Source organism: Agrobacterium sp. GW821-FHT02D03 (assembly GCF_059421725.1).
This window is the reverse complement of sequence record NZ_JBWKVN010000002.1, coordinates 493,607-514,441: the sequence shown is the minus strand read 5'-3', so window position 1 is coordinate 514,441 and position 20,835 is coordinate 493,607. Positions and strand designations below refer to the sequence as shown.

Sequence of the window (20,835 nt, the reverse complement as noted above, 5' to 3'; positions counted from 1 at the left end):
GCTGCGAAAACAGTAGGACGATTGAGTCCTCAAAGGAACTATCGGATGCCTTATATCTGCTACCCAGGAAGCATAGACAAATCTGAATTTGCGCCGGATGCTACCGACTTGCCTGCTAAGTTTGGGCTACCTAAAGACGTGAAATTTTGCAAAAGATGCGTCATATCCAATCAGCGTCCAAATTCCGCTGTTGAGTATACCCACACCAAGTCTTCGTTAAAGAAAACCATTCATTTCGATGAAAATGGGATTTGCGATGCTTGCCGCTTCGCCGAACAAAAGCACGGCGCGATTAGCTGGCAGGACCGCGATAAGCAACTTCGTGAACTGTGTGACCGTCATCGGAGCACCGAGGGCAGCTATGACTGTATCGTTCCTGGTTCAGGTGGGAAGGATAGTTTCTACGCTTCACACATCCTACGCACAAAGTACGGCATGCATCCACTCACGGTGACCTGGGCCCCGCATGTCTACACAGAATGGGGTTGGCGGAACTTCCAAAGCTGGATTCACGCTGGTCATGATAATCTTCTGATGACTCCGAATGGTCGTGTGCACAGGCTGCTTACTCGGTTGGCGGTTGATCTGCTTTTCCATCCCTTTCAAGCCTTCATGTTTGGCCAGAAATCCTTAGCGCCCAAGATGGCGCTGTTGCACAAAATTCCACTTGTCTTCTACGGCGAAAATGAGGCGGAGTACGGTAATCCTATTGGCGATACTGACACTGCAAAGCGTGATTGGTCGTATTTCACTGCCAAGGATCAATCTCAGGTCTATCTTGGCGGCGTCTCGATCGCTGAACTTAAGTCGGACTATGGTGTAGAGCATCAGGATCTCCTGCCTTATCTACCTGCAAATCCTGATCAAATTGACGAACTCGGTGTTGAGGTTCACTACCTCGGCTACTATCTTAAGTGGCATCCTCAAAGTGCTTATTATTATGCAGTAGAGCACGGGGGATTCGAGGCGTCTCCCGAGCGAACCCCGGGAACCTACAGCAAATACAATAGCATCGATGATCGGATTGACGATTTCCATTATTACACGACAGGGGCGAAGTTTGGTCTCGGCCGAGCCAGTTATGATGCTGCGCAGGAAATCCGCTCTGGAGACATTGAGCGCGAGGAAGGGGTGGCCCTCGTCAAGCGATTTGACCATGAGTTTCCAACCCGTTTTGCTGATGAGATTTTCGGTTATCTCTCGATTCCTGAAAAGGACTTCCCTGTCGCGAGCAAGATGTTCGAGCAGCCGCTCATGGATCGTGAGTATTTCGATCGCCTTGGCGACACGTTTCGATCACCCCATTTATGGAAACTAGAAAATGACGAGTGGCAGTTGCGGCACGCTGTTTGGCAGAATGACAACTAGATGCGAACGTCGATTTCATGAGTAATGTCAGAATTATTCCGCGGCTCGACATCAAAGGAAAAAACCTTATAAAAGGAGTTCGCCTTGAAGGCTTGCGCGTGATGGGCGATCCTCACGAATTCGCATTGCGGTACTATCAAGCCGGTGCGGACGAATTGATCTATATGGACGTCGTTGCCAGTCTTTATGGCCGCAATAATCTATCCGACATTATCTCTAGGGCAGCGGATAAGATTTTTATTCCCATTACAGTAGGTGGCGGCATCCGCACAGTAGATGACGTGCGTCACCTCCTACGATCTGGTGCGGACAAAGTCGCTATAAACACGGCAGCCATCGCCCGGCCAGAACTTATAAGTGAGGTCGCGCGTCGCTTCGGGTCCCAAGCCATGGTGCTCTCGATTGAAGCCAAGCAAGTGGCATTGAGAAGGTGGGAAGCTTACACAGATAACGGTCGCGAGCGAACTGGGTTAGATGTGATTGAGTGGGCTAGACGCGGGGTTGATATGGGAGCGGGCGAACTCATGATCACTGCTGTTGATCGAGAAGGAACAGGCAAAGGCTTCGATATCGATCTGATAGAGCAAATTCGTAGCGCGGTGACCATTCCGGTTATAGCAAGCGGAGGGATGGGAAGCATCGAACACCTCATAGAAGCCGCGAAGAAGGGTGGAGCTGACGCTGTGTCTATGGCTGACGTTCTGCATTACGGGCGCATGACTCTTCCTGAAATACGGAGAGGTGCTCTAGATGCTGGACTTGAGGTCAGAAGCAGATGAGCTCTTCTAACAAAGTTACTCTGCTCGATTATGGTATGTGCAACATGCTCAACGTAGCGCGTGCCTTCGAGCATGCTGGTGCGCACCTTGCTGTTACAGAGGATCCTCGAGTGGCCAGTTCTGCGGAACGATTGGTCGTACCCGGGGTTGGGGCATTTTCAGACAGCATGGCCGAGGTAAAGGCTCGCGGCCATGAAGATGCAATAAAATGTTTTGTAGAAACCGGTCGTCCGCTGTTAGGAATATGCGTGGGAATGCAAATTCTGTTTGATGGCAGCGAAGAATTCGGTGACACTGAAGGTCTCGGACTTATCGAGGGGTGGGTTCGCCCAGTTCCGCCGCGCGGACTTGATGGTACTTCTCAGCGCATACCTCATATCGGGTGGAATAATCTGCTTGCACCGAAGGAAACAAATCGGTCTTGGGATGGTACGATACTGAGAGGGACATCCCCAGATCGTACTGCTGTCTATTTTGTGCATTCCTTTGCCGCGGTACCAACAGATCCTCGTGATCGCCTGGCTGAGTGTGACTATGGGGGGCATAGGCTCACCGCCGCAATTAAACGCGGAAACATCACCGCAACCCAATTCCATCCGGAGCGCAGTGGGGAAGCTGGAATTGAGATGCTGCGCAGTTTCATTGGAAGCTGAATCCTAATGCGGAGGAGGCAGGCTCATGCGTGCTTTGATAATTGGCTACGGTTCAATAGGGCAGCGACATACTCGCAACATTCATGCGTTGCTACCGGATGCAGAGATCATAGTGCTCGCACGAAAGCCTGGACAAACCATAGCTGGTGCTGCAGTCGTCTGTGACCTAGATGCTGCACTTGAGATGCGACCTGATGTTGCAGTACTTGCGACACCGTCCGCTGCACACATATACGTTCTCGTCGATCTCATCTTAGCTGGCATACCTACTTATGTGGAAAAGCCTGTCGTCACTGCAATGGATGATGTCGTTCGTGTGCGCGCAGCGCTGGCACAGCGGCCAGGAATTACACATGCGACTGGGTACAACTTGAGGCTGTTGCCCTCATTGCGGCTTGCCAGAACGCTGGTTGAGCAAGGTTCTCTCGGAGAGATTGCGCGCTCTTCATTTACTGCGGGCCAGTGGTTGCCGGATTGGCGCTCGACTGTGGATTTTCGCAACAGCTACAGCGCGCGAAAAGCAGAAGGAGGGGGCGTTGTATTTGATTTGAGCCATGAGCTCGATGCAGCCCGCTATCTTCTTGATGATATCCGAATAGACCATTGTCACACTATGCACCTACCAGCTCTCGAAATTGATGCGGAAAGTGCGGCGACGATGATAGGTCGTGCGAGGAGCGGGAGCCTCGTCACAGTCAGCGTCGACTACGTTGCCCGCCGACCGATCCGGCGCTATGAACTCGTTGGAGCCGAAGCGACGCTGATTTGGGATCTGTCTCTGCGGAGGTTGGAACTGCTAAGCCCTGATAGAAGCGAAGTTCTGACTGAGAATCCTGCAGATTTTGACATTCCCTCCACCTACGTTAGCGCGATGAAAGCTTTCTTAGCGGGCGCCTGCGGAGAGGACTGCACTTTGCTACCAAGCTTAGAGGACGGTCTTCTAAGTACTGAGTTAGCGATCACAGCTGATAAGCTTGGAGCATTAGCATGACTACGATCGCCACGATTTGCGCTCGCGGGGGTTCTCAAGGCGTACCTAGAAAAAACATACGTTTGCTGTGTGGCAAGCCGCTCATCGTACATACCATCGAACAAGCGCAGGCTTGCCCTGGTATTGACGCCGTCTATATTTCCACTGACGATCTAGAGATCGCTAGTATTGCAGAAAGGGCTGGTGCGATTATGCCCTTTCTTCGTCCTGCGGAACTAGCGACCAGCTCTGCGGCTAAGGTCCCGGTTATTGACCATCTGGTTGGCGAGTTGCAGCGTGCGGGTCTAAATTTAGACCGTGTCGTTGACCTGGATCCGACCTCCCCTCTACGGAACGTCAGCGATATCGAAGAGGCTATGGCTTTATTCGATACTAACACCGACGTTGTAATTACAGGCTTTAAGTCCGAGAAAAATCCATATTTCAACATGGTGGAGGTTCAGCCGGACGGAAATATCGGGTTAGTTAAGAAGCCCGCAACAAACATCGTGGGCCGTCAGGCGGCACCACAAGTTTTTTCCATGAATGCGTCCATCTATGTTTGGCGCGTCGAAGCGCTGAAGCATGGTTTGTGGAACGGTAGGGTCAAGCTTTTTGAAATGCCGCGGGAACGATCTATTGATATAGATTCAGAGATCGATTTTCTCATCGTCGAGAAGTTAATGGAGATGGCGAATGAAACACGGCGCTAACTTCTCTCTCAAAGACCGAACCATTGTGATTACCGGCGGTGGCGGAATATTAGGTAGACGTATGGTCCAGGCAATGGTGGAAGCTGGAGCTCGTGTAGCAATAATTGAACCGGATTTACCTAAAGCCCAAGCGGTCGTCGATGCGATAAAGGGTCAGGGTCTAGCGGAAGCATTTGCGGCCGATATTACCATCCCCGAAGCAATGAGTGTAGCGAGTGAGAAGATTGAGGCGAGACTTGGTCCCGTCTATGGTTTAGTCAACAACGCAGCGGTCAAAACAGATAATTTTTTCGAACCATTTGAGACTTTTCCCCTTGATGATTGGAATACCGTGATGGGGGTAAACCTGACTGGCGCTATGATCTCCTGCCAGATCTTTGGCAAGGCTATGGTTTCCAGGGGCGCCGGGGCTATCGTTAATACGTTGTCCATCTATGGTATAATGGCACCAGATCAGCGTATTTATGATGGGTCGATATATGAAGGGCGTAAAATCAATACGCCAGCCGTTTACAGCGCATCCAAAGCGGGTTTGTGGGGGCTCACAAAATATCTATCCGCATATTGGGGTGATAAAAATATTCGAGTAAACGCTCTAACGCCGGGCGGGGTATTCAGTGGCCAAAACGAAACTTTTGTAAGCGCGTATAGCAGGCGCGTTCCTATGGGTAGAATGGCTCACCAGGACGAAATGTCGGGTGCACTGGTCTTTCTGCTTTCAGATGCTTCATCATATATCACCGGGCAGAACGTTGTCGTCGATGGCGGCCTCAACGCATGGTAGGAACCATCTAAATGTCGACCTTTATAATCGCAGAGGCAGGTGTAAACCACAATGGCGAACCAGACCTCGCTAAGCGTCTGGTCGATGTGGCAGCGGAAAGTGGAGCGGACGCTGTAAAGTTTCAAAGCTTCTCAGCACAGAAGTTGACCTCTCGAGGTGCTCAAAAAGCTGAGTATCAAAAACGCTCAACTGGTGACGGCGACCAGTATGACATGCTTAAAGCACTAGAAATATCTGATGAGTTGCATTTTGAGCTAGCGGAGCGATGTGCCAGCAACGGCATCGAATTCATGTCAACAGCCTTCGATGAGGACGCTCTCGATCTTCTGGTCAGTCTTGGCATTAAACGCATCAAGGTACCGTCTGGTGAGATCACCAACCACCCGTTCTTGCGTTTTATGGCTGCTAAAAACTTGCCCATTATTATGTCCACGGGCATGGCCGATTTATCAGAGATTGAAGAAGCGATCGCTGTGATAGACGACGAACGTCGCGTGCGTAATTTTTTGACTCCATTAGAGAGCGTTTTGACAATTCTGCATTGTACCTCAAACTATCCGACAGCGGTTAAAGACGTAAACCTCAGCGCTATGCTTACCATAGGTAAATTAACTGGTATGCCTGTGGGGTATTCGGATCACACTCTAGGGACAATCGTTTCGACCGCAGCCGTTGCCATGGGTGCATGCGTCATAGAAAAACATTTTACTTTGGATAAATCCGCGCGAGGACCGGATCATGCCGCGTCGCTTGATGCGGAAGAACTGAAGAAGATGATCGAGCAAATCAGGATGGTTGAAGACGCTTTTGGTGACGGCGTGAAAGCGCCGGCTCCATCTGAAATTCCCGTACGTATGCTGGTGAGACGGAGCGTCACGACAACAAGATCTATTCCCGTCGGCAGCGTATTGACTCCGGGCGATCTCGCGCTGATGCGACCTGGGACAGGCATTCAGCCCAAGAATTTGCCTGACACCCTCGGTCGGACGGCAGCTAGAGATATTGCTGCAGGAGAAACGCTGATCTGGGAAGACCTCCTGTGAAGACACATCGTAGAATTATTTATGTTTCTGGCACCCGAGCCGATTTCGGGCTTATGCGCTCAAGCTTAAAACAGATTCAAGCTAGTTCAGCGCTGACACTTGGCATAGTTGCTACTGGCATGCACCTAGACGAGCGCTTCGGCAGCACAGTGACAGAGATAGAAAACTCGGGTTTGCCGATTGTCGCAAGAGTGCCTGTGGATCTTGTGAAGACGGATGGTGCCACGCTGGCTAAAAACATTGCAACGATGTTGAGTGGCTTTGTCGATGTTTTTACTGATAACAGACCGGATTGTATCGTGGTTTTGGGAGATCGCGGCGAAATGCTTGCTGCGGCGATCGCCGGCGGCCATATGTCAATTCCGGTGGTACACATCCACGGCGGTGAGCGGTCGGGTACAATTGATGAGTCTGTGCGCCATGCGATTTCCAAACTCGCTCATTTCCATCTTGTTGCAACCGAAGAAAGTAGCGAGCGTCTCGTCAAGATGGGAGAGCAGAAGGACACCATAAGGGTGGTTGGTGCGCCAGGGCTGGATGGTCTTGAAGAGTTGGCAATCCTTGATCATAGCCAACTTTTTACCGATCTTGGGTTAGCTTTGAATAAAAAAACTGCTCTGCTCGTATATCATCCTGTTTTGCAGGAAGCAGCTGAGGCTGATGAGCAGATAGAAGCAATTCTCGAGGCCCTGCTATCGGAAGGGATCTCTGTGATTGCGCTTAGGCCAAATTCCGATCCTGGAAGCGCCATGATAACCACCGTTCTTGAGCAGTATGCGCAAGAAGGTCGCATTGTCCTTAAAACGCACTTGCTCAGAGAACAGTTCGCCTCATTGCTGCGACACGCTGATATTCTTGTAGGCAATTCGAGCAGTGGAATTATCGAAGCGGCTACCTTCGGCATTCCTGTCGTCAATATCGGATCACGGCAGCATTTAAGGCAGCGCAATGATAATGTCATTGATACAGCTGCTGACAGAGTCTCCATTTTACAAGCGATCAGTGCAGCCCGGAGATTGGGTAGGAAGAGATATCATAATGTTTACGGCGACGGGCGCACGGGGAGGCGTATCGCAAAAATTCTTGAGGAGCTACCATTGCCGAGCGAGTTACTGAGAAAGTCGAATGCCTACTAAGTCCCTCAGTATCATAGGCGCCGGAGGTCATGCTGCCGTAGTTGGCGATTCTGCATTGTCGCAGGGGGTTTCTTCTTTAGTTTTCTACTCGCAAGACGTGTCAGCTACACAACGATGGCTTCTCAAGTCTGAGGTCATTCTTTTGAATGATGATGCAGACCTAGGCAATTTTCATGTTGCGATCGGTGACAACAGTACGCGCGAGCGGCTTTACAAGCAGTTCTCTACGCCCGGAAATGTACCAAATACGGTTATTCATCCGCAAGCAATTCTCTCCTCATTTGCAGAAGTCGGCTCTGGCGCCTTTGTTGCTGCCGCCGCTGTCGTCGCGGCTCGTACTACCATCGGTATGGGCGTCATCGTAAATCACCGTGCTGTTGTCGATCATGATGTGACAGTCGGGGACTTCAGCCATATAGCTCCAGGAGTTGTTCTGGGAGGCGGCGCGAGGGTGGGGGATCATGTCTTAGTAGGGGCAGGAGCAACAGTTCTTCCGGGTGTTTCGCTGGGCGATAGATCAGTTATCGGCGCGGGCGCAGTCGTCCTTCATGATGTATCGGCTGATCTTAAAGTAGCCGGCGTGCCGGCTCGACGAATAACAAGAGGGTTTTAGAGTGCATTCGTTAGAAATCAATATAGCTCGTTCGGCGACTCTGCGCGACGCATTGGCTCTGCTAGACCGCACGGGACAGGGCATACTCCTCCTCCATAACGACCGCGGCGACTTTGAGAGAACCATTACAGATGGCGATTTGCGCCGCTTGATTTTGAATGGTGCCCAACTGGAGGAGGACCTCTCCATCTTGCCGACAGGGGATCCGGTCGTTCTTGCCCCCGGCTTCACGCGCAGAAGCGCTTTAAACCTAATGCGTGAACATGCAATCAACCATCTACCAGTTGTGGACTCCAATAACCGGGTTGTTGACTTAGTCGCACGCGCACAAATCGACGAGCAAATCTTACTTTCCACACCACACATGGGAAGCGCTGAGCTTGAGTTCGTGGGCGAAGCTTTCCGGACGAACTGGATCGCGCCACTAGGTCCGAACGTCGATGCCTTTGAAGATGAATTGGCAAAAACTGTCGGATCGAGCCATGCGGTAGCACTAAGTTCCGGGACCGCCGCAATCCATTTAGCGCTAGTTCTTCTGGGCGTGAGCGCGCGGGACGTTGTTTTCTGCTCTACCTTGACGTTCGCAGCCAGTGTTAACCCAATAGTCTACGTGGGCGCCGAGCCGGTGCTTATCGATTCCGAACCTAACAGCTGGAATATGTCTCCGATCGCACTAAAGAAGGCGTTCGAGCATGCAGCACGAAAAAAGCGTCTACCTAAGGCAGTTATTATTGTATCCCTTTACGGCCAAAGCGCAGATATGGATCCTCTAATTGAGCTCTGTGATAAATATGATGTCCCGATCATTGAGGACGCTGCTGAATCGTTGGGCGCCATGTATAAGGGCAAGGCTTCCGGCACTTTTGGAAAGATCGGTATCTACTCATTCAATGGTAACAAAATAATCACCACCTCCGGCGGCGGCATGCTCGTAACCGAGGACGAGGCGCTGGCCGATCGCGCGAGATTTCTAGCAACTCAAGCCAGGGATCCCGCACCCCACTACCAGCATTCTACAATTGGCTACAACTACCGAATGAGCAACATTCTAGCTGGTGTAGGCCGTGGCCAACTTTCGGTGTTGCATGACCGTGTCGCAGCTCGTCGCGCGGTATTTGAAATTTACAGAAGCGAACTCTCTGATATAGAATGGCTCCATTGGATGCCCGAACCCGATTGGAGTTACTCCACACACTGGCTTTCTGTTTGTCGAGTTTCCTCCGGTGTCGCCCACGTGAAGACATCTGAAGTTATGGCTGCGCTTGCGGGAGATTTGATTGAGGCGCGGCCCGTGTGGAAGCCGATGCATTTACAACCTGTGTTCACGAGCTGCGAGTATTTTCGTCACGAGGACCGGTCAACATCCGATGATTTATTCGAGCATGGCATCTGCCTTCCTTCTGGCTCAAATATGACACCAGACCAAATTGGACGAGTTGTTGACCGGTTGCGGCACTTCAATGTCTAAATAAGTTAATATTTTTTTATGTGCGTCGATACTGATCCATTCGAAACAGGGGTGCGTTTCATGATGTTTGGCGGGGTGCCAAGGTGATCTGAACCTGATCTGAACTGATCTGAACCCTTCAAACTGGACCATTTTTGGCTAGAGTTTTCCGGTGCATTTTTCCTGGCTGTGAAAGGAACGGAAGACGATGAAGGCATCGCAGTTTTCGGACGCACAGAAGGCGTTCATTTTAAAGCAGGGTGATGAAGGCGTTACGGTTGCGGAAATCTGCCGGAAGGCAGGGATCAGCCAGGCGACCTATTTCAACTGGAAGAAAAAATACGCGGGCATGTTGCCGCCGGAGATGAAGAAGCTGAAGCAGCTCGAGGACGAGAATGCACGGCTGAAGAAGATTGTCGCGGATCTGACGTTGGACCGCGAGATGTTGCAGGACGTCATTCGCCGAAAGCTCTAAGGCCTGCTCGCAAGCGGGAGATGGTGAAAGGCATGTGCCAGGACTGGGCGATCTCGATCCGGCGTGCCTGTGGGGCGCTGGACTTCGATCGGTCGACCCACCACTACATCTCCCGCCGTGCCGATCAGGCCGGTCTTGAGCGTCGTATCCGTGAGATCTGCGAGACCCGTGTCCGCTATGGGTATCGTCGTGTGCATGTGCTGCTGGAGCGCGAGGGTTGGGGTACCAATATCAAGCGTACCTACCGCATTTACAGGGACTTGGGCCTGCAATTGCGTAACAAAACACCGAAACGCCGGGTGAAAGCCAAGCTGCGGGCGGATCGACAAATGGCCGTCGGGCCGAATGATATCTGGGCGATGGACTTTGTTCACGACCAGCTCGCCACCGGCAAGAAGCTACGCGTTCTGACCGTGGTGGATACCTTCTCACGCTACGTCCCGGTGCTTGATCCAAGGCACAGCTATCGCGGTGAAGATGTTGTGCAAACGCTCGAGCGGGTATGCCGTCAGGTCGGCTATCCCAAGACGATCCGAGTCGATCAGGGCACCGAGTTCGTATCCCGCGATCTCGATCTCTGGGCCTATGCGAAAGGCGTCACACTGGACTTCTCACGCCCTGGTAAACCGACCGATAACGCATTCATCGAGGCATTCAACGGCCGCTTCCGGGCAGAATGCCTGAACCAACATTGGTTCCTGACCCTTGCGGATGCCCGCGAAAAGATGGAGGATTGGCGTAGAGACTACAATGAGGTTCGGCCACATGGTGCGATCGGCAACAAGGTCCCGATCGCACTGATGAATCCGGGAAGCGTAACCAGCCCGCCTCCCTGACTGAAGCCGGAAAACTCAAGCCTCCGCTGGTCCAATGTCTGGGAGCAGTTCAGTTGGCAAACAGTGCGTCCTTTGGATCATCGCGGAAGTCATTCTAGAGACGAGAGAGTTCAATACGGCTAGCCGCGATCAGCGCACGTCGTGTGAAATGAAGGAAATGCTTGTCTAACTGGACGCCCCCATCAATGGCGCGACCAGACTGCTCCAGAGCTCTCTTAGCGGAAAGCTGTACTTGCTGATTGCTTTCCTCATTTTTAATATCCAACAGCCACCCGATGTCCCCGCTTAGTTCTCTGCGCAGATCTGACAGATCATCGTTCGTCGGAAGTTTTGCCTCGCTAGCGATCGCGGCATCGTGGCCAGCCAACCGATGGGTAACGATTGCCCTTGCTATAGCAATCGCTTCTCTCTCGCTCACTTCAAGCGCACTGGCGGACACGTTGCTAGGGACCCGTGATGTGAACAGAGCACGCCGCACTCGGATAGCCGAAAACTCAGCTTCAAGCTTCGCTGCTTCCTCGTGGCACCGGCCTACCGCTGTTTGGTAGTCATCAGTTTCAAGCGAAATTGGGAACTCTTTCTTCCCATAACGCAGCACGAGGTCTTTCGGAATGCGCTTCCGATAGTAATAAATGCATCCGCGAAGGACCAGTCCACGAGGTTTTGCCATATCGTCTATACTGCGTTGTGTAGCAGTTGGCGACAAAACAAATGGTAATGGGCCGAAACCCTAATTATCCGGGATTTTTAAAATGTCCGACCTGAGAGATAGGTGACGTTTTGTACCGGAGACATGGGTAACACTTTTCGTTTTGCGGGAGGTGTTGATGCCGTGGAGAGAGACTTCGGTTATGGAGGAACGTCTGCGCTTTGTCGCCCGATTGTTGGAGGGCAAAGGAATGAGCGAGGTGTGTCGGGACTTCGGCATATCACGCAAGACCGGCTAAAAGATATTCAATCGCTACAAGGACGACGGGCTTGAAGCTCTGACGGACAGATCGCGGCGTCCGGTTCGTTACGCCAACCAACTTCCCGATCCCGTCGAGGCCATGATCGTGCGCCTCAAAAAGGAGAAGCCGCATTGGGGTGCGCGCAAAATCCGCGAGTTGCTGGTGAAGAAGCTCGCCGGCGACGTCCGCATTCCGGCGAGCAGCGCCGTGCACGCGGTGCTTGACCGCCATGGCCTTGTGCGCCAGGCCCGCAAGAGGAACCGGGCAAACAAGGCCATGGGCATCGCGCTGTCGCAAGCGTCAATGCAAACGATCTGTGGTGCGCCGACTTCAAGGTCGCGTTCAAGCTTGGAAACGGTCGTCATTGTTCCCCTTTGACCGTAACCGATCTGGCATTTCGCTATCTATTGGCCTGCGAAGCCTTCGAATCGACCCGCAGCAGGCCGTGATCGAAGCCTTCCGCCGCCTGTTTGCCGAGCATGGCCTGCCTCAGGCGATACGCTCGGACAATGGGCTGCCGTTTGCTTCACCAAACGGGCTTTACAATCTGTCGAAGCTGTCGGTCTTCTGGCTCAGGCTTGGGATTGCGATCGAACGACTCAGCAGGACGGGCGGCATGAGCGTATGCATCTGACATTGAAGAAGGAGGCAACGAGACCGCCCGAACGTAACCTTCTTCAGCAACAGGTGCTTCGATGCATTCGTCAGCGAATTCAATGGCGAGAGACTGTATGAGGCTGCCAACATGAAAGTGTCTGTCGATCTCTACAACGTCTCCTTGCGGCCCTATCTGGGCCTGCCGAGATTGAGTTATCCCTTCCATGATCGCGACGTCATCTTCACGAATTGTGGACGCACCTGCCTCTATCGCAAGAAGATCAACATATCGACCGTGCTGGCCGGATAGAAACTGGAATTAAAGTAAGTGGAAATGGCATTTGGCTCGTCAGCTTCATGCATTATGATCTAGGATACATCGACCTGGAACAGAGAACGCTGCAAACCATCGACAATCCGTTCGGCACGAGATTGTCACCTATGTCTTAGGTACAAACTGTTACCTATGTCTTCGGTTCGGACAACGTTATTTATGGCGGAGAGGGTGGGATTCGAACCCACGATACCCTTGCAGGTATGCCGCATTTCGAGTGCGGTGCATTCGACCACTCTGCCACCTCTCCGGCGCGCTGTGGTAAGCGGGCCGTTCATAGCCACAGCCATGGCGCCATGCAAGCGTAAAATTCTGTTTTGTCTTGAAAACCACGCGAATTGCGATCCTGGGAATAGGCAGGGTTTCGATATCGCGCCGGCTAAGGATTCCTGGAGTTCGGCAAGTCTCTTTATTCCAAAGTTTTGACCGCGAGCAAAAGAACGTTCGCGCGTGGCCATGTCTCTTCAAGACAGTTTTAATAAGCGCCTCCAAGGGCGCTCAAACACAGTGTCGGAAATTCACGCAGCCTGCGACGCTTTGCCTATCTACGGGCTCTCTGGCACGTTCATTTGTATTCGGCTATTGTGCCTCTGATTTGAATGAGGTCACGGCATGGAGTGGTCGCTGCCGCCAGAGGCAACGCTGACTTTCGTCGGGACCACCTAGAATTTTGGTACTCGGATTTTATAGTTGCGGTTGGCGTGTTCGGGAACGATGCTGCCTTGATACGCTTGCTCCAAGGGGATGTCTTTGCACTATGTCAGCGGTGGTGAATGCGGGCGGATCTTTCGGGAGTTTGATTGGGACAACAATCCCCTTGGGCCAAAGGATGCATGGCCCGTCGAGCTGAAAGTTCTTGTCAACGTCATGCTTGGCTCGCTTCAGCCGATGCTGATGGTTTGGGGGCCGCAGCAGATCACCCTTTATAATGACGGCTATTCGCTCATGTGCGGCAACCGTCATCCGGACGCCTTTGGCAAGCCTTTTCAGGATCTCTGGTTTGACATCTGGGACAAGGTCGAGCCGATCATCAGTGCCGCCTATGCTGGCCAAGGCACCTCGATGGACGACATCGAGTTTACCATGCACCGCAAGGGCTATCCGGAGGAAACGCATTTTGCCTTTTCCTATACGCCGGTTCGCGATCACTCGGGGACGGTGCTCGGCATGTTCTGCGCGTGCTCGGAAATCACCGGCGAGGTGCTGATGCGCCGTGAGCAGAAGCTGCAGCAGGAGCGCCTGCGGCAGGTCTTCGAACTCTCCCCTGGTGGCATCGCCACATTGATTGGTCCCGACCACATCTTCGAGTTCGCCAATGAGGAATGCTATTCCATCATCGGTGCCGGGCGCGAGATCATAGGCAAGCCAATCGCCGAGGCGCTTTCGGAAGTGGCGCAGCAGGGGCATATCGAGAAGATCGATGAGGTCTACAGGACGGGTAAACCCTTTGTTGCAAAAGGCCAGTCGATCGAGCTGAACCGCGGGCCGGGCGGTGAAAAGCAGGACCGGTCGATCGATCTGGTCTATCAGCCGATGCGTGATGCCGTGGGCGAGATCTTCGGCATCCTGGTTCAGGCGCAGGATGTGACCGAGCGCCTGGCCGAAGAGCGGCACAAGGAACTGGTGGCGCATGAACTTGGGCATCGCCTGAAGAACCAGTTGGCCATGGTTCAGGCCATCGCATCGCAAACATTGCGATCTGCACCGGATATGAATGTGGCGCGGCAGACGCTCGCCGAGCGCATCAATATCTTGAGCCGCGCCCACGATACGGTGATCCAGGGAGGGCTAGGTTCCTCCACGGTCCGCAATCTCGTCGGGCAGATGCTGGCGGTGCATGATGACCCGAGCGAGCCCCGCTTCGTTGTGGACGGGCCGGAAATCCATGTCGGCTCTCGCCCGGCGCTGTCGCTTTCCCTTATTCTCCATGAGCTTGCCACAAATGCCGTGAAGTATGGAGCGCTCTCGACGCCGACTGGCAAGATCGAGATTTCCTGGCAGGTTGTTGGCGAGAACCGGGAGACCTTCGAATTTACGTGGCAGGAAAAGAGCGGTCCGCCTGTCTGCCAACCGGACCGCGAGGGCGCTGGCTCACGATTGATCAAGGCCGGGGTGTCCGGGGTCTCGAACAGCAAGGTCACGGTTCGTTATGAGCCGAGCGGTCTGCAGTGCAACGTCGTGGCTGATCTGCGCGCATTCCAGCAAGATCACTGAGCGCCGCCAGAGGCCGGCAAGCCTCTGCGGGAGCGCTCTAAAGCCCGTCGCGATCTTTCAGATTCGCTCCTTCGCTCTAGGTCCTTGTTTTGCCGCATGTCGTTATCGCAAAACCGCTGCACACTTTTGCGCGACATGCTTCAGAACTTCAGCCGATAGCGGATATGACCGTCGCTCTTGACGTAGCTGTCATAGAGCGCCTGGGCGGGATGATTGCCTTCATCCGTATGCCAATAGAGGCGCGACCATCCGTTTTCGTGGCAGATGCGGATGAGATCCTCGATGAGGGCGCGGCCGATGCCTTTGCCGCGGATGGTGCCATCGACGAAGAGATCTTCAAGATAACAGTCCGGCGTCTTGGCCCAGGTGGATTCATGAAAATGGTGGATGGCGAAGCCGGCGACCGCGCCGTCCAGAACGGCAAGTCGCACTGATAGCCGCGATACCGGGTCCAGCAATCGTTCCCAGGTATGGTCGGTCACGTCGTCTGCTAGATCGACCTTGTAGAAGGCCAGGTACGCCTTCCACAAACGGAGCCAATCATCCCGGTCACTGCTGGTGGCATCGCGGATCGTCAGTGTCATTGTCTCTGTCAGGCTCCTGCTTCGTCCAATAGCCGGATCATCTCGTCGCTCAAGCGAAGACTGACCGCGCGTTTGAAGCTCTCCAACTGCGAAAGGCTGGTGGCGCTGGCGATCGGGGCCGTTACAGATGGTTTTGCCAACAGCCAGGCCAGCGCAATATCGGCGTGCCGTGCACCGGTCTCAGCCGCGATCGCGTCCATGGCGCCTAGGATGGCAAGCCCACGCGGATCGAGATAATTGGCGACGCGATAGGAGCGCGCAACACCCTCGGTGTCGGCCTTGGTTCGGTATTTGCCGGTCAGGAAACCGGCAGCGAGGCTGTAGTAATTGATGACGCCTATTTCTTCGCGGGCGCAAAGGTCCGCGAGCGGGCCTTCAAACTTGTCGCGGGTATAGAGATTGTATTCCGGCTGAAGAACGTCGAAACGTCCGAGCCCGGTCGCTTCCGCGACATCGAGTGAGGCCTGAAGCTGCTGCGCATTGTAGTTCGAGCAGCCGATGGCTCTGACCTTGCCAGCCTCTTTCAGCCGGGCAAAAGCGCCGAGCGTTTCTTCAAGAGGCACGGCATCATCCGGCTTATGGGCGAGATAGAGATCGATATAATCGGTCTGCAGTCGACGCAGCGAGTCGTCGACCGCCTTGGCAATCCAGTCAGCGCTCAGCCCCGTCTTGCGCTCATTATTGTCAAAGCCGACCTTGGTGATGATGACGGCGTCGTCACGCTTCACGGAGCCGCTCTTCAGCCACTTGCCGATAATCGCTTCGGATTCTCCACCCTGATGGCCGGGTACCCATGCCGAATAGACATCCGCTGTGTCGATGGCATTGAAGCCGGCATCGAAGAAGGCGTCCAGCAGTTGAAAGGAGGTCTTCTCGTCTGCGGTCCAGCCAAAGACGTTGCCACCGAAGACGATAGGCGCGACGGAAAGGCCGATGCGGCCAAGCGTTCGGTTCTGCATGGAGTTTCTCCTCAATTGTCTCTCGAATGGTTTAGCGGTGCTGCCAGGCGATGACTATTGAATTTCCGTGATCCAATCATCTCGCCGAAAGGGTAAACGCCTGTCACGAGGAGAGGTTTCGAAATGCCGTCGGTGGCTTTTCATGATGCTGCTGCCAGATGCGACGCAGATGACGCGCGGAGGCGAAGCCTGAGCGTTCTGCCACGGCCTCCATATCGAGCCTGGATTGGGAGATGATATCGCGCGCCAGGGTCACCCTGATCAGATTGACATAGTCCACGACGCTTAACCCCGTCTGCTCTCGAAACAACCGGGACAGATGTCGCTGGCTGAGATTGGCAATGTCTGAGAGGCGCGCCAGCGTCCAGTCCTCTGCCGGATTTGCAACGATGGCATCCTGGGCCCGATGAATGGAGGGGTGAATGTGGTTTCGGCCCGAAAGCCAGGGTGAAATTTGTGGATCGTGGGTCGCGCGACGCAGATAGACCACCATGATCTGCGCGATGCGGGCGGCGACCTCTGGACTGACGAGGGTCGAGACGAGATGCAGAATGAGGTCTATGCCCGTGGAAATGCCAGCGCTTGAAAAGCGTTTGCCATCCTCGACGAACAGCCTGTTTTCCTGAACCAGGGCAAGTGGCGCAATACGCTTGAGATCGGCGATGCAATGGGCGTGCGTGGTGCAAGAGTGGCCATCGAACAGCCCGGCCTCTGCGGCAATCAACGCGCCGGAGCAGATGCTGACGATTGTCGTGTCCGGCCTCACTGTTCTCCGCAGCCAGCCGGAGAGAGCGCGCCGTTCCTTGGAGGCCTCCGGCTGCTGCGGGGCCACAGATGAGCTTCCGGAGATCAGGATCATCGCATGTGCGGGCAGCACATCTGGCAGAGGCTCCAGCCCGCAAAGGCCAAGTCCTATCGTCGTCGTCTGGTTTGGCTGCGCTGCGATGTAGCGGCAATCGAAGCGGATTTTTCTCTGTTGTTCATTGGCATAGCGCAGCACTTCCAGAGGCCCGGCAACATCCAGCAGCAGTGTCTGCGGGGGCAGCACTACAAAAACAGGAATGACGTGCGGCGTGTCGCCAGGTTCTTGGCTCATCAGTCAGCCTTCCTCATGTCATCGATTGCATCTTCGACGGTTGCGATGCGCGCAAACCGTCCCGAAAGCACGAGTTCGGTGCGCTTGGCAATGTCGGCGGGCGAGAAGACCTCGCCAGAGGCATGCGTCATTGGGAAGGTCAGCGTGGCTTCGGTCACGTAGTCAACCTCATAGCCGAGATCGGCGGCATGGCGCGTTGTGGTCTCGCAGCATTGCTCGGTGCGGATGCCGGAGACGATCAGACGGTTGATCCCCCGCTGCGTCAGCCAGACGTCAAGCCCGGTTCCGACGAAGGCCGAATGACGGTTCTTCTGGAAGGTGACGTTTGGGTTGATGCTGATTCCTTCGAAAGTGCGAATAAAGCCGCTTTCGGTCGAAAAGGCCCGGTCTCCATCGACGTGGAAAATCTGCACGACGGGAATGCCTGCCGATTCTGCCCCATCGATCAACGCCTGTTGGGCTGCGATGAATTTCGTCAGGCCGCTTTCTTCGAAGTAGGGTGTGTGTCGGAAGGATTCCTGGACGTCGATAACGAGAAGCGCAGTGTTGTGGGACATTTTTGTAACTCCAGTGTTCATCTGGATACTGTTTTACGCCCGCGATAGAAAGCCGAAATGCGCTCATCGGACGAAAAGAGGACATATCGGGCCATCTTGCTCGGGTCCCCGGAATCTCGTCGGAAGGAAGAAGCGAACGTTAGACTCTCGATGCGCTACACGTCATCTTTGGACGTCGCTTCATCGTTCGGGACTTGAGCGAGGCGCGCGCCAGTAGCCGATGAGGGATAGAAGCAGGGCTGCAACGGAGGCGGCAATTAAGGCCAACGGCCACTGGAGCATAGGATTGCGTAACAATAGCAGGGTGAAGATGCCGTAGCTGACGAGCAACGAGATCAGAGTGATGCTGGTTAGGATGAAGCGGCTGGTGCTCGCAATAACTCTTGGTCGCCGCAGGTAGAGAACGGCAAAAGCTGCGGCTAAGAGAGAGCTGAGTGTTTTTCCAAGCAGAACCGGAACGCCAATCTGTGACAGGAGCATCCACGTAACGAAAGCATCAAGTGCCATGCACGTGATCTGAACAGAAATAAAACGAGCAAATGTCACGCCAAACCTCGATCATGAGCAGGCGTGATCATAAGTGCTCAATTGGGCGTTGTCAGCAGCTTGCTTACCGAAGCGCGAACGCTCCGACGAAGGCCATGGCGACACCGATGTTCAGCCCTACCAACGTCGCCAAAAGCGTCAGAATCGAAACGCCGCTTGCCGCCATAAGCGCGGCAGCTGCAAAGACTGCCACCACAAGGATGCCGACCGTCGCGACAGCGAAGGTCGAACGTGTTGCCGCAGCACTCAAGCCAAGGGCTATTCCCAGAACAAATTCCATGATGCCGCTCCTCCCAAAGCAATCAAGACAAGGCATCTTCTCCTCAAAAGCTGCGATGTCTCCTCGATGGCATGCACTTCACGATATCGAATGTAACACAGTATAACGATTCTGCCAGTTTTTATTCAAACTGTCACAAAGTCCTTACGGTTCCCGAATCGTGGTGCATCGGTTACCATTGGGTATGAGCGATATTTTCAGTCAGCCAGCGCTGAGCAATCTCACCGAATTTTCCGTTTCCGAGCTGTCCGGTTCCATCAAGCGGACGGTGGAGACTGCGTTCGATCAGGTGCGCGTACGTGGTGAGATTTCCGGCTACCGCGGACAGCACACATCCGGTCACGCCTATTTTTCGCTGAAGGACGATCGCGCACGCATCGATGCCGTCATATGGAAGGGAAGCTTTTCCAAGCTGAAGTTCCGCCCGGAAGAGGGCATGGAAGTGATCGCAACGGGAAAGATCACGACCTTCCCGGGATCATCGAAGTATCAGATCGTCATCGAAAGCCTGGAACCCGCGGGCGCTGGCGCATTGATGGCCTTGCTGGAGGAGCGTCGCCGAAAACTTGCTGCGGAAGGTCTGTTCGATCAGGCGCGCAAGCGCCGGCTGCCCTACATGCCGCACGTGATCGGTGTGGTGACCTCCCCGACAGGTGCCGTCATCCGCGATATCCTTCACCGGATTTCCGATCGTTTTCCGGTTCATGTTCTGGTTTGGCCCGTCAAGGTTCAGGGCGAGGGTTCGGGTGAAGAGGTGGCGAACGCCATACGGGGCTTCAACGCTCTGCCTCAGGGCGGCGATATTCCGCGTCCAAATGTGCTGATCGTTGCGCGTGGCGGTGGTAGCCTCGAGGACCTGTGGAGCTTCAATGACGAGATCGTCGTGCGGGCGGCGGCGGAAAGCGCAATTCCGCTGATTTCGGCTGTCGGCCACGAAACCGATACGACCTTGATCGATTACGCCGCGGATGTTCGTGCGCCAACGCCGACAGGGGCTGCGGAAATGGCGGTGCCGGTTCGAGCCGATCTTGAAGCGCAGCTTGCCGGTCTGGCGGCACGTCTATCTGGTTCGACGCGCCGGCATATGGATAATCGCGCCCAGGGACTTCGTGCGCTGGTGCGCGCGCTCCCCTCGCTCGACCAGTTGCTGGCGCTTCCCCGCCGCCGGTTCGATGAGGTATCCGTCGGGCTTGGCAGAGGGCTTGAGCTCAACACCATGAACAAGCGCCGCAGCTTCGAGCGCACCGCGTCCGGATTGCGGCCGGATGTTCTCGGCCACGGCCTGCGCCAGCATCGCCAGCGTGTGAATGAACGCATGCTGCGGGCAGAAGCATTGATCGAGAGACGCCTGCTGCAGGCCAAGTCCAGAGTATCGTCATCGGATTCATCCTTGCGCGCTCTGCCGATGCGCCTGTCTGGCCAGTTGGATCGGCAGAAAGAACGACTATTGGCTTGCGTGCGACGTGCCGATACAGCCGTTCTTCATCGCATGGCGCAGAATAGATCCGGCCTCGCTGCACATGAGCGCATCTTGCAATCGCTTTCCTACAAAAACGTCTTGAAGCGCGGCTACGCGGTCATTCGCGATGAGGAGAACCGGCCCTTGACGCGCGCAGCGGCGATCGCTCCGGGCGCGATGATCTCGGTGGAATTTGCCGATGGGCAGATCTCGGCTGTTGCAGGCGGGGACTCTCCAGGGCAGGTTGAGACATCAGCGGGCCAAGTTCGAAAGAAGCTCAGCAAGCCTGTAGCAAGTGATCCCGGCAACCAGGGCAGTCTGTTTTAATCAGGGGCGGCTGGGTCTTCATGTCCGCACTGCGGGAACTCTTGCGCCAATGTCGACAATTGTTTGCAGCAGTTTTTATGAATACACTTAAAATATAAGTGATTCTTCGGTTTGG

At 54.3% G+C, this 20,835-nt stretch carries 20 protein-coding genes, 1 tRNA gene and 1 pseudogene; 14 read left to right on the top strand and 8 right to left on the bottom strand.

Features of this window, described 5'->3' with window-relative positions:
• The first annotated feature begins 45 nt into the window (after window positions 1-45).
• The 11 genes from AC07U5_RS15820 (at window position 46) to AC07U5_RS15770 (ending at window position 10,817) form a co-directional block, all read left to right on the top strand.
• On the top strand, window positions 46-1,368 hold the full coding sequence (locus AC07U5_RS15820; protein ID WP_494723585.1) for an N-acetyl sugar amidotransferase: 1,323 nt from the start codon (window positions 46-48) through the stop codon (window positions 1,366-1,368).
• A gap of 17 nt (window positions 1,369-1,385) precedes the next feature.
• Window positions 1,386-2,147: an imidazole glycerol phosphate synthase subunit HisF gene (hisF, locus tag AC07U5_RS15815; protein WP_494723584.1), complete on the top strand. Its 762-nt coding sequence runs from the start codon at window positions 1,386-1,388 to the stop codon at window positions 2,145-2,147.
• Complete coding sequence (gene hisH, locus AC07U5_RS15810; RefSeq protein WP_494723583.1) at window positions 2,144-2,800, top strand: imidazole glycerol phosphate synthase subunit HisH; 657 nt, start codon at window positions 2,144-2,146, stop codon at window positions 2,798-2,800. Before hisF ends, hisH begins: the two co-directional genes overlap by 4 nt.
• 25 nt (window positions 2,801-2,825) lie before the next feature.
• Window positions 2,826-3,791: a Gfo/Idh/MocA family protein gene (locus AC07U5_RS15805; RefSeq protein WP_494723582.1), complete on the top strand. Its 966-nt coding sequence runs from the start codon at window positions 2,826-2,828 to the stop codon at window positions 3,789-3,791.
• Window positions 3,788-4,483 (top strand): acylneuraminate cytidylyltransferase family protein, encoded by a 696-nt coding sequence (locus AC07U5_RS15800; RefSeq protein WP_494723581.1) that lies wholly within the window; start codon window positions 3,788-3,790, stop codon window positions 4,481-4,483. Before AC07U5_RS15805 ends, AC07U5_RS15800 begins: the two co-directional genes overlap by 4 nt.
• Entirely contained in the window at window positions 4,467-5,267 is an 801-nt protein-coding gene (locus AC07U5_RS15795) for an SDR family oxidoreductase (RefSeq protein WP_494723580.1), read from the top strand. The genes AC07U5_RS15800 and AC07U5_RS15795 overlap by 17 nt, the downstream gene beginning before the upstream one ends.
• Before the next feature lie 11 nt (window positions 5,268-5,278).
• Window positions 5,279-6,310, top strand: coding sequence for an N-acetylneuraminate synthase (gene neuB / locus AC07U5_RS15790; protein ID WP_494723579.1), 1,032 nt, complete (start codon window positions 5,279-5,281; stop codon window positions 6,308-6,310).
• Window positions 6,307-7,446, top strand: a complete 1,140-nt coding sequence (gene neuC / locus AC07U5_RS15785) for a UDP-N-acetylglucosamine 2-epimerase (protein WP_494723578.1) — start codon at window positions 6,307-6,309, stop codon at window positions 7,444-7,446. Before neuB ends, neuC begins: the two co-directional genes overlap by 4 nt.
• Entirely contained in the window at window positions 7,436-8,059 is a 624-nt protein-coding gene (locus AC07U5_RS15780; RefSeq protein WP_494723577.1) for a NeuD/PglB/VioB family sugar acetyltransferase, read from the top strand. Before neuC ends, AC07U5_RS15780 begins: the two co-directional genes overlap by 11 nt.
• Before the next feature lies 1 nt (window position 8,060).
• Entirely contained in the window at window positions 8,061-9,527 is a 1,467-nt protein-coding gene (locus AC07U5_RS15775; RefSeq protein WP_494723576.1) for an aminotransferase class I/II-fold pyridoxal phosphate-dependent enzyme, read from the top strand.
• Between the two features lie 187 nt (window positions 9,528-9,714).
• Window positions 9,715-10,817 (top strand): IS3 family transposase gene (locus AC07U5_RS15770; RefSeq protein WP_113181014.1). Its coding sequence is split into 2 segments (ribosomal slippage): window positions 9,715-9,976 and window positions 9,976-10,817, totalling 1,104 coding nucleotides; the frame shifts between segments, so codons are not numbered across the junction.
• A gap of 94 nt (window positions 10,818-10,911) precedes the next feature.
• On the opposite strand, the gene AC07U5_RS15765 is transcribed toward AC07U5_RS15770, so the two are convergent.
• Window positions 10,912-11,487 carry a DUF6538 domain-containing protein gene (locus tag AC07U5_RS15765; protein ID WP_494723575.1) on the bottom strand — a complete coding sequence of 192 codons (576 nt, stop codon included), beginning with the start codon at window positions 11,485-11,487 and terminating at the stop codon, window positions 10,912-10,914.
• 157 nt (window positions 11,488-11,644) lie between these two features.
• Between AC07U5_RS15765 and AC07U5_RS15760 the strand changes: the two are divergent.
• Window positions 11,645-12,814, top strand: a pseudogene (locus tag AC07U5_RS15760) (helix-turn-helix domain-containing protein).
• A gap of 44 nt (window positions 12,815-12,858) precedes the next feature.
• Here AC07U5_RS15760 and AC07U5_RS15755 read toward each other — a convergent pair.
• Window positions 12,859-12,948: transfer RNA gene (locus AC07U5_RS15755), tRNA-Ser, on the bottom strand.
• 500 nt (window positions 12,949-13,448) lie between these two features.
• On the opposite strand from AC07U5_RS15755, the gene AC07U5_RS15750 reads away from it, so the two are divergent.
• Window positions 13,449-14,912: a PAS domain-containing HWE histidine kinase family protein gene (locus AC07U5_RS15750; RefSeq protein WP_494723574.1), complete on the top strand. Its 1,464-nt coding sequence runs from the start codon at window positions 13,449-13,451 to the stop codon at window positions 14,910-14,912.
• Between the two features lie 140 nt (window positions 14,913-15,052).
• On the opposite strand, the gene AC07U5_RS15745 is transcribed toward AC07U5_RS15750, so the two are convergent.
• The 6 genes from AC07U5_RS15745 to AC07U5_RS15720 form a co-directional block, all read right to left on the bottom strand.
• Window positions 15,053-15,496: a GNAT family N-acetyltransferase gene (locus AC07U5_RS15745; RefSeq protein ID WP_494723573.1), complete on the bottom strand. Its 444-nt coding sequence runs from the start codon at window positions 15,494-15,496 to the stop codon at window positions 15,053-15,055.
• An 8-nt stretch (window positions 15,497-15,504) separates the two neighbouring features.
• The gene (locus AC07U5_RS15740; RefSeq protein ID WP_494723572.1) at window positions 15,505-16,455 is read right to left on the bottom strand and encodes an aldo/keto reductase; all 951 of its coding nucleotides are present in this window, start codon (window positions 16,453-16,455) and stop codon (window positions 15,505-15,507) included.
• Between the two features lie 103 nt (window positions 16,456-16,558).
• The gene (locus tag AC07U5_RS15735; RefSeq protein WP_494723571.1) at window positions 16,559-17,551 is read right to left on the bottom strand and encodes a GlxA family transcriptional regulator; all 993 of its coding nucleotides are present in this window, start codon (window positions 17,549-17,551) and stop codon (window positions 16,559-16,561) included.
• On the bottom strand, window positions 17,551-18,108 hold the full coding sequence (locus tag AC07U5_RS15730) for an isochorismatase family protein (protein WP_494723570.1): 558 nt from the start codon (window positions 18,106-18,108) through the stop codon (window positions 17,551-17,553). The genes AC07U5_RS15735 and AC07U5_RS15730 overlap by 1 nt, the downstream gene beginning before the upstream one ends.
• 180 nt (window positions 18,109-18,288) lie before the next feature.
• Window positions 18,289-18,654 carry a hypothetical protein gene (locus tag AC07U5_RS15725; RefSeq protein WP_494723569.1) on the bottom strand — a complete coding sequence of 122 codons (366 nt, stop codon included), beginning with the start codon at window positions 18,652-18,654 and terminating at the stop codon, window positions 18,289-18,291.
• Between the two features lie 64 nt (window positions 18,655-18,718).
• Window positions 18,719-18,934, bottom strand: coding sequence for a hypothetical protein (locus AC07U5_RS15720; RefSeq protein WP_112956966.1), 216 nt, complete (start codon window positions 18,932-18,934; stop codon window positions 18,719-18,721).
• A gap of 184 nt (window positions 18,935-19,118) precedes the next feature.
• On the opposite strand from AC07U5_RS15720, the gene xseA reads away from it, so the two are divergent.
• Window positions 19,119-20,720, top strand: coding sequence for an exodeoxyribonuclease VII large subunit (gene xseA / locus AC07U5_RS15715; RefSeq protein WP_494723568.1), 1,602 nt, complete (start codon window positions 19,119-19,121; stop codon window positions 20,718-20,720).
• Window positions 20,721-20,835 lie beyond the last annotated feature (115 nt).

Bases quoted from the DNA above. Each gene is read 5' to 3' on its own strand.
- AC07U5_RS15820 (WP_494723585.1), top strand. From the start codon at position 46: ATGCCTTATATCTGCTACCCAGGAAGCATAGACAAATCTGAATTTGCG.
- hisF (WP_494723584.1), top strand. From the start codon at position 1,386: ATGAGTAATGTCAGAATTATTCCGCGGCTCGACATCAAAGGAAAAAAC.
- hisH (WP_494723583.1), top strand. From the start codon at position 2,144: ATGAGCTCTTCTAACAAAGTTACTCTGCTCGATTATGGTATGTGCAAC.
- AC07U5_RS15805 (WP_494723582.1), top strand. From the start codon at position 2,826: ATGCGTGCTTTGATAATTGGCTACGGTTCAATAGGGCAGCGACATACT.
- AC07U5_RS15800 (WP_494723581.1), top strand. From the start codon at position 3,788: ATGACTACGATCGCCACGATTTGCGCTCGCGGGGGTTCTCAAGGCGTA.
- AC07U5_RS15795 (WP_494723580.1), top strand. From the start codon at position 4,467: ATGAAACACGGCGCTAACTTCTCTCTCAAAGACCGAACCATTGTGATT.
- neuB (WP_494723579.1), top strand. From the start codon at position 5,279: ATGTCGACCTTTATAATCGCAGAGGCAGGTGTAAACCACAATGGCGAA.
- AC07U5_RS15780 (WP_494723577.1), top strand. From the start codon at position 7,436: ATGCCTACTAAGTCCCTCAGTATCATAGGCGCCGGAGGTCATGCTGCC.
- AC07U5_RS15765 (WP_494723575.1), bottom strand. From the start codon at position 11,487: ATGGCAAAACCTCGTGGACTGGTCCTTCGCGGATGCATTTATTACTAT.
- AC07U5_RS15745 (WP_494723573.1), bottom strand. From the start codon at position 15,496: ATGACACTGACGATCCGCGATGCCACCAGCAGTGACCGGGATGATTGG.
- AC07U5_RS15740 (WP_494723572.1), bottom strand. From the start codon at position 16,455: ATGCAGAACCGAACGCTTGGCCGCATCGGCCTTTCCGTCGCGCCTATC.
- AC07U5_RS15735 (WP_494723571.1), bottom strand. From the start codon at position 17,551: ATGAGCCAAGAACCTGGCGACACGCCGCACGTCATTCCTGTTTTTGTA.
- AC07U5_RS15730 (WP_494723570.1), bottom strand. From the start codon at position 18,108: ATGTCCCACAACACTGCGCTTCTCGTTATCGACGTCCAGGAATCCTTC.
- AC07U5_RS15720 (WP_112956966.1), bottom strand. From the start codon at position 18,934: ATGGAATTTGTTCTGGGAATAGCCCTTGGCTTGAGTGCTGCGGCAACA.
- xseA (WP_494723568.1), top strand. From the start codon at position 19,119: ATGAGCGATATTTTCAGTCAGCCAGCGCTGAGCAATCTCACCGAATTT.